General features: G+C 39.9%; 1 protein-coding gene. It reads left to right on the plus strand.

Annotated features, from left to right (window positions below):
* Positions 1-42: 42 nt before the first annotated feature.
* Positions 43-1,795 (plus strand): glycosyl hydrolase family 95 catalytic domain-containing protein (locus KIH86_RS10515; RefSeq protein WP_235775348.1); only part of this gene is annotated, 1,753 nt, incomplete at its 3' end.

The raw sequence follows: 1,795 nt of genomic DNA on the forward strand, positions 1-1,795 counted from the left end.
AGCTTTTTCTCTTCTCATCCAGATAATATCATTGTTTATCACATGGAAGCAGACGACAATGATACATTGAATTTTGATATTAGTCTGACGAGAAAGGATAATCGCAGAGGAAGAGGCTCTTCCTTTTGTGACGGAGCAGAAGCATTACAGGACAGCATTATTCGACTATATGGTCATCAAGGTGGAGCTGATGGGATAGGATTTGAACTCATGCTTCAGGTCATATCTGAGGGTGGAACGCAATCCTCTATGGGAAGCCATATTGTTGTAAAAGGCGCCAAGAAGGCGACAATATATATTACAGCACGAACAACTTATCGANAGAAGGCGACAATATATATTACAGCACGAACAACTTATCGAAGTAAGCAGCCCTATGAATGGTGCTTAAAAACTCTTGAAAACGCTTCTTTGAAAGGTTACGAACAGATTAAAGCAGATCATCAGGCCGATTATAAAAAATATTATGAGGCCAGCACACTAATACTGGACAATCAAGAAGATGAAGCGATCGATACATTATCTACTCCACAACGGTTAAGCAGAATGCGTGAAGGCAAAGAGGATATTGGTTTAATCAATACTTATTACAATTATTCTCGTTATTTATTGATTAGTTCAAGTAGGGACAAGAGCTTGCCTGCTAATTTGCAGGGAATATGGAACGAAGAGTTTGAACCAGCATGGGGCTCCAAATATACGATCAATATTAATATACAGATGAACTATTGGCTGGCAGAAAAATGCGGGCTATCGGAATTGCATCTCCCCCTTTTAAATCATTTGGAGAAGATGCATGAACGAGGAAAAGAAGTAGCCAAAGACATGTATGGCCTCCGTGGCTTTTGTTGTCATCATAATACGGATATCTGGGGAGATTGTGCTCCACAGGACAATAGCATTACTTCCACCATTTGGCCAATGGGCGGTGCATGGCTATGCCTTCACCTAATTACGCATTATCAATATACAAAAGATAAGGAATTGATGGAGAAGTATTATCCGATTTTATATGATAGTGTTTTATTTTTCATTGATTATATGTTTCAAGATGAACAGGGATACTGGATTACAGGGCCCTCAAGCTCGCCAGAGAATATCTACGTAAATAAACGAGGTGAAAGTGGCTGTTTGTGTCTGGGGCCTACGATGGACATCGAAATTTTAAGGGAACTGTTCAGCGGCTATCTGTCAATAACGCAAGATCTGGAGAAATCTGAAGATCTAAATGATGAAGTGAGGAAAAGGTTAGATGGATTGCCACCGTTAAGAATAGGTAAGTATGGCCAGATTCAGGAATGGCAAGAGGATTATGAAGAGCTGGAAATTGGTCATCGTCATATTTCACAGTTGTACGCTTTGTATCCTTCTAGTCATATTAGACCAGATAAAACACCTGAACTAACCAAAGCAGCGGAATTAACTTTAAAGCGCCGTCTTGAACATGGGGGTGGGCATACGGGATGGAGCAGAGCGTGGATTGTGCTCTTTTATGCAAGACTCAGAAATGCTGAAGAAGCATGGGATAATCTGTGTAGTCTGTTGAAGGATTCAACCTTGGATAACTTGCTTGATAATCATCCTCCATTTCAGATTGATGGTAATTTTGGAGGAGCCTGCGGACTAATGGAGCTACTGGTTCAAGATTTTGAAGATGAACTTTTACTGCTTCCAGCCATACCTAAAGTTTTAAATAGTGGTGAAATTAGAGGTATTCACTTAAAAAGCGGAGGTGTTTTAAATTTTAAATGGAAACATGGTGAGGTAATTTCGATGGAATTACGTGCCAAAAGAG

Origin of the sequence: Paenibacillus sinensis (assembly GCF_019904155.1) — a bacterium.
Classification (GTDB): domain Bacteria; phylum Bacillota; class Bacilli; order Paenibacillales; family Paenibacillaceae; genus Paenibacillus_AQ; species Paenibacillus_AQ sinensis.